Annotated in this window: 1 protein-coding gene and 1 pseudogene; both read left to right on the plus strand. The window is 44.2% G+C overall.

The features are described from left to right. The first annotated feature begins 6 nt into the window (after positions 1-6). A complete protein-coding gene (locus ACP45E_RS00605; protein WP_083251581.1) occupies positions 7-132 on the plus strand; it encodes an NADH-quinone oxidoreductase subunit K in 126 nt (41 codons plus the stop codon). Then, positions 129-371: pseudogene (locus ACP45E_RS00610) on the plus strand (Na+/H+ antiporter subunit D); the annotation flags it as partial. The gene ACP45E_RS00605 and the pseudogene ACP45E_RS00610, both read left to right, overlap by 4 nt.

Below are 371 nucleotides of genomic sequence, written 5' to 3' on the forward strand. Positions count from 1 at the left end.
GCGCTTATTCTAACGGCTATCGTGATCAGTTTTGGTGTGTTGGCATTTGCTGTTGTACTGATAAAGCGCGCTTATAAAGTCATAGGCGCAGACGACATGAACGAAATGAAGAGTACAGATTCACAATTATGATGATATTAATGCCAGTACTGATCCCAATGTTTGCGGCAGCGTTATCAATGTTGCTGTGGAAACATCGAACGCTACAGCGTTGGATCAGTGTAATCTCAAATTTTTCGCTGCTGGTTGCTGCGATTACGTTATTTAACAAGGTTTACACGAGTGGTATTCAGGCCACCAATCTAGGAGGCTGGGAAGCACCGTTTGGTATCACTTTAGTGGCCGATTTACTTGCAGATCGGAAGAGCGGT

The sequence above is a fragment of the Vibrio genomosp. F10 str. 9ZD137 genome (assembly GCF_049974785.1).
Taxonomy (GTDB): Bacteria; Pseudomonadota; Gammaproteobacteria; order Enterobacterales; family Vibrionaceae; genus Vibrio.